This window comes from Cellulosimicrobium cellulans, assembly GCF_042723955.1.
Classification (GTDB): Bacteria; Actinomycetota; Actinomycetes; order Actinomycetales; family Cellulomonadaceae; genus Cellulosimicrobium; species Cellulosimicrobium cellulans_H.
Map to the genome: position 1 here is coordinate 13,134 of NZ_JBHXIC010000065.1, position 4,767 is coordinate 17,900.

3 protein-coding genes are annotated in these 4,767 nt (G+C 73.1%); 1 reads left to right on the top strand and 2 read right to left on the bottom strand.

Going from position 1 to position 4,767, the window contains the following annotated elements:
* Positions 1-164: 164 nt before the first annotated feature.
* A complete protein-coding gene (locus tag ACFWH7_RS15825; RefSeq protein WP_378217700.1) occupies positions 165-1,457 on the bottom strand; it encodes an ABC transporter substrate-binding protein in 1,293 nt (430 codons plus the stop codon).
* A gap of 346 nt (positions 1,458-1,803) precedes the next feature.
* Between ACFWH7_RS15825 and ACFWH7_RS15830 the strand changes: the two genes are divergently transcribed.
* Positions 1,804-2,895 carry a LacI family DNA-binding transcriptional regulator gene (locus ACFWH7_RS15830; protein ID WP_378217702.1) on the top strand — a complete coding sequence of 364 codons (1,092 nt, stop codon included), beginning with the start codon at positions 1,804-1,806 and terminating at the stop codon, positions 2,893-2,895.
* A 22-nt stretch (positions 2,896-2,917) separates the two neighbouring features.
* Here ACFWH7_RS15830 and ACFWH7_RS15835 read toward each other — a convergent pair whose 3' ends face one another.
* Complete coding sequence (locus ACFWH7_RS15835) at positions 2,918-4,624, bottom strand: endonuclease/exonuclease/phosphatase family protein (protein ID WP_378217704.1); 1,707 nt, start codon at positions 4,622-4,624, stop codon at positions 2,918-2,920.
* Between the last annotated feature and the right edge of the window lie 143 nt (positions 4,625-4,767).

Consider the following 4,767-nt stretch of genomic DNA (forward strand, 5'->3'; position numbering starts at 1 on the left):
TGCCGCGCCGCCCCCCCCTCTCCCCCCGAGCGCGCCGGCGCCGCGCGCGCGGGCGCGCGGCCGCGCGCGCCCCCCCCCCCCCCCCCGCCCCCCCCCCCCCCCCGGACGGCTGCACGTCCTCGTCATGGAGGGTGACCATGAGTGCTTCGCCTCGTCGCTCTCGGTCAGCCCGCCAGGCCGTCGATCGTCGTCGCGGCCTCGCCGAACGTCTTCTCGAGGTCGCCGGACCCCGACTGCACGGACCCGCTCCACGCGTCGCGGAAGACCTGCATCTTCTCGGCGAGCCCGTCCACGGTCGGGACGTCGACCGCGAGGGGCACGGACGCCGCGAACGGCTCGAAGAAGGGTTCCTCGGCCAGGAAGTCGGCCGCCAGGTCGGTGACGTCCGTACGGGTCGGGAACTGGCCGGTGACCTCGAGCAGCGCGAGATCGTTCTCGTCGTTCGTCGCGAACTTGAGGAAGTCCCACGCGGTCTGCTGGTTCTTGCACGAGGAGTACAGCCCGACGTTCTTGGAGTCGGCGAACGTCGAGGTCTCGTCGGCGGGCGCTCCGTCGGCGGTCGGCAGCGGGACGACGCCGAAGTCCACCTTGCCGTCGAACTGCCCCTTGCCCCAGGGGCCGGCGACGCCCATCGCGGCGACGCCGTCGGCGAACGGGCCGGCCCACATGTCCCCGCTGTACGCCTCCGCGGAGGAGAAGCCGTCGGCGTAGAGCGTCTGCCAGAACTCCAGGGTCTCGAGGCCCTCGTCGCTCGTGAACGTCGCCTTCCCGTCCTCGACGAACTGCGTACCGCCAGAGTTGGCGAGGAAGAACGGGTAGAAGTCGAAGTTGACGTTCGTGTAGTCCGCGGTCGCCGGCGGGTAGATCGCGAAGTCCGCCGCCCCGGCGTCCTTGATCGCCTGCGCCGCCGCGAGCACGTCGTCGTACGTCTCGAGCTGCGGGTCCTCGGCGTCCAGGCCGGCGGCCGCGAACACGTCCTTGTTGTAGTAGAGCATGAAGGGGTTCGTCTTCCAGGGAAGCTGGTACAGGTCCCCGTCAGCGCTGCGGAACCCGTCCGCCGCGGCGCCCGAACGACCCGTGACGTAGTCCTCCGCGTCGGAGAAGGTCGTCGACAGGTTCACCAGGCCACCCTGCTTCTGGAACGCGGGCACGGCCGCCGGGGCGGTGTTGAACACGAGGCACGGCGTGTTCCCCGCCGTGATCGAGGCGCCGATGACGTCCTCGGACGAGCTCCCCGCGGGGATCGCCTGAGCACTCACCTGCTCGTCCGGGTGCTCGGCGTTCCACGCCTCGACCACCTGCTCGCCCCAGGCGACCTCCTGCTCGTTGGTCGAGTACCAGACGTCGATCGGTCCGCTCGTGAGACCTCCGTCGGACCCGCCCGTACCGCTGTCGCCGCCCGACCCGCACGCCGCGAGCGGCAGGACCACCGCGGCCGTCGTCGCCAGCGCTGTCATACGTGCGCCACGCTTCATTGCGCCCAACTCCTCATCCGGGCTCGTCACCCGCTCGTCGCTCCGGCCCCGTCCCTCGGTCCCCTGCACGGCGGCCTGCCGTCGCCGTCGTCCTGACAGTGTCGACGCGACGATTAAACCGGTTTGAACGAAGCACGTCAAGATCGCGTGGACATCCGGACGGCGCACGCGCGCACGGTGGGCACCTGCCGGCGGTCGATCCCTGCGGATGCCCGGACTTCCAACGCTCACAGCGCCTCAAGACCGAGGTGCGGTCGAGGATCGCCCCGGCGGCAGCGCGTGCAGCGACGACTAAACAGCGGGTCAAACCGTGCGCTATCCTGACGAGGTGAACGCAGCGGAGCACTCGACCCTCACCCCCGGCGACCGGACCACCCGGGCAGCCGGCGCCAAGCGCGTGACGATCGGTGACGTCGCGGCGCGCGCCGGGGTCTCGAAGAGCGCCGTCTCGTTCGTGTTCAACAACCGACCCGGCGTCAGCGCAGCGGCCCGCGAGCGCATCCTGCGCGCCGCCGACGAGCTCGGCTGGCAGCCCAGCGCCCGTGCGCGCGCCCTCTCCCGGTCGCGCACCCAGGCCGTGGGCCTCGTGATCCGGCGCGAGCCCGAGCTCCTCAGCACCGACCCCTTCTTCCCGCTCTTCATGGCGGGCGTCGAGATCGGCTTGTCCGAGCAGAACTACTCGCTGGTCCTCCAGGTGGTCAAGGACCAGCACGGCGAGCGCGACGCCTACGAGCGGCTCGCGCGCGAGTCGCGCGTCGACGGCGTGTTCCTCACCGACGTCCGGGCCGGGGACACCCGACCCCGGGACGTCGGCGCGCTCGGCCTGAGCGTCGTCGTCGTCGCGCCCGAGGACGCCGACACCGAGGCGGACGTCGTCATCGGGATGGACGACGCAGCCGGGGTCCGCCGCGCGGTCCACCACCTGCACTCGCTCGGCCACCGGCACATCGGCCACGTCATGGGTGTGCCGGGCTACGTCCACACCGAGGCGCGGCGCCGCGCCTGGGAGGACACGCTCGACGAGCTCGGCCTGCCCGTGGGCCCCGTCGTGACCGCCGACTTCACGGGCAGCTCCGGCGCGCGCGCGACCCACGAGCTCCTCGACCTGCCGCGGCCCCCGAGCGCGATCGTCTACGGCAACGACCTCATGGCGATCGCCGGGATCTCCGCGGCCACCGACCGCGGCATCCGTGTCCCGGAGGACCTCTCGGTCGTCGGCTTCGACGACATCCCACTCGCCCCGTACATCGTGCCGCCGCTGACGACTGTCCGGCAGAACGTGGTCGCCTGGGGCACCGCCGCGGCCCAGACGCTGGTGGCGCTCGTCGAGGGGAAGGAGCCGCCCGAGATCCGGTTGCCGTCCGTCGAGTTCGTCGTGCGGGGCAGCACCGGGCCGACGCGGCACCGGCGCCCGTCCTGAGACGGGCGCCGGTGGGCGCGTGTCAGCCGCAGCTCTTCGCCGCGTACTCCTCCTGAACCGTCACCGGTGCCCGACCGGCCACGGTCGCCGTGACCGTCGCGGTGCCGGCGTCGGCCCGTGCGGCCCGTGTGCTGAACGACTGGTACGCATGGCGTCCCGGCGCGACGTCCGCGCTGGCCCGCTCGCCGAACGCGGTCGACAGCACGACAGCCGCAGCGGCGTCGCCCGTGTTCGTCGCCCGTACGGCCACGTGCGCGGTTCCGGCCAGGCACCGCACGACCGCCTCGACCTCCGGCGCCCCGCTCGGCAGGCACGCCTCGTCGCAGACCCGCAGCGACGCCAGGACGGCCTTGTGGTCGGAAGGCCAGACGGCGTCGGGCGTGAGGATCACGTCGGCGCTGTCGTCGTCGACGCGCTCGTCGCGCACGATCGTCGACTGCGGACCCACGACCTGGGCGCCGTGAACCGCCACGCGGTCGTCGGGTGCCACGAAGACGTAGTCGATCCGGTCCCGCTCGTCGGCCTCCGGCGCCCACGTCAGCTCCGACGTGGGGAACAGCGTGTTGTCCGCGGGCCACGTGAAGCCCGGGTTCGACACGGGGTCGGGGTGGACCTCGCGGAACACGTCCACGAGACCGCCGTCGAGCAGGGTCTGCGTCGTCTGCCACGGGACGACGACGCCGTGGTGATCGAACAGGTCGGCCGTCGCCTCGGTCCAGTCCTGCGCGGACGGCTCGTTGAAGTCGCCGCCCACGACGACCAGGCGACCGGCCGCGCGCTCCGCCCGGACGTCGTCGAGGAGCGCGGCCGCGGACGCCGGGCGACCCGACTGGAGGTTCGCCGCGAGGATCGCGCCGACGTCCGTCACGGGCGCGTCGAGCCGGTCCCACGTGCCCCACCCGGCGGGCCAGTCGCCGAGGACCGCTCCGCCGTACCCGCGCGGCAGGTACGTCGTGTACCAGCGGTACTCGAGGTGACCGCCGTAGGCCACCACCTCTGTGCCGTTGACGTCGAGCACGGCCTTCGACCACCGGTCGCCGACCGTCCCGGTCTCGAGGATCGGGTAGCGCGACACGATGCCGGTGCCGGTCGCGAGAAGATGGTCGTACCCCAGGAGCGCCGCCACGTCCGCCGGGGTGTCGTTGCGTTCCGGCATGAACGTCACGTCCGCATCGGTCTCCCGGAGGACGTCGGCGATCTCGCGCGCCCCGTCCGGGATCTGCGAGCCACCGTGCCACAGGTTGAAGGTGAGCACGTTCAGCTCGCTGACGCCGTCGACCTCAGGCTTGGGCTCGGCGGGCTCGACCGGCCGCACCGCCTCCACGGTCAGGTCGACCGGCCCGGCGAGCACGTCGTACCCGTCGTCGGCGAGCAGGTAGACGTCGTAGTCACCCGGACCGATCGACGCAGCACCGCGCGTCCAGCCCGCGCGGTGCTCCGGGCCCCAGGTCACGCTGCCGGACGCGTCCGGCACGTAGCGCCAGTCGAGCGAGGGCGGCCCGCCCGGCAGCACGCCGTCGCGGTAGACGCCGAGCCAGTTCTTCGTGTTGACCGCCGCGCCGGCGGAATAGGTGATCGTCACGGACCCGTCGGCCGTGATCCGCGGCGTGTCGAGGCGGAGCGAGGGCTCGGTCGCCGCCGACGCCGGGGCGACGGCGAGCGCCACGAGGGCAGCGCCGGCGACCGCCGCCGTGGCTCGGCGACGGAGTCGTGTCAGGTGGGGAAACATCGGTGGTTCCTCTCGGGACGGGTGACCGCGACGACGCGGTCAGGGATCTCTGACGGAGCGGACCGGGCCGGGGCGGGGGGGGGGGGGGCCGCCGCCCCCCCCCCCCCCCCCCCCGCCCCCCCGCCCCGCCCCCCCCCGCCCGC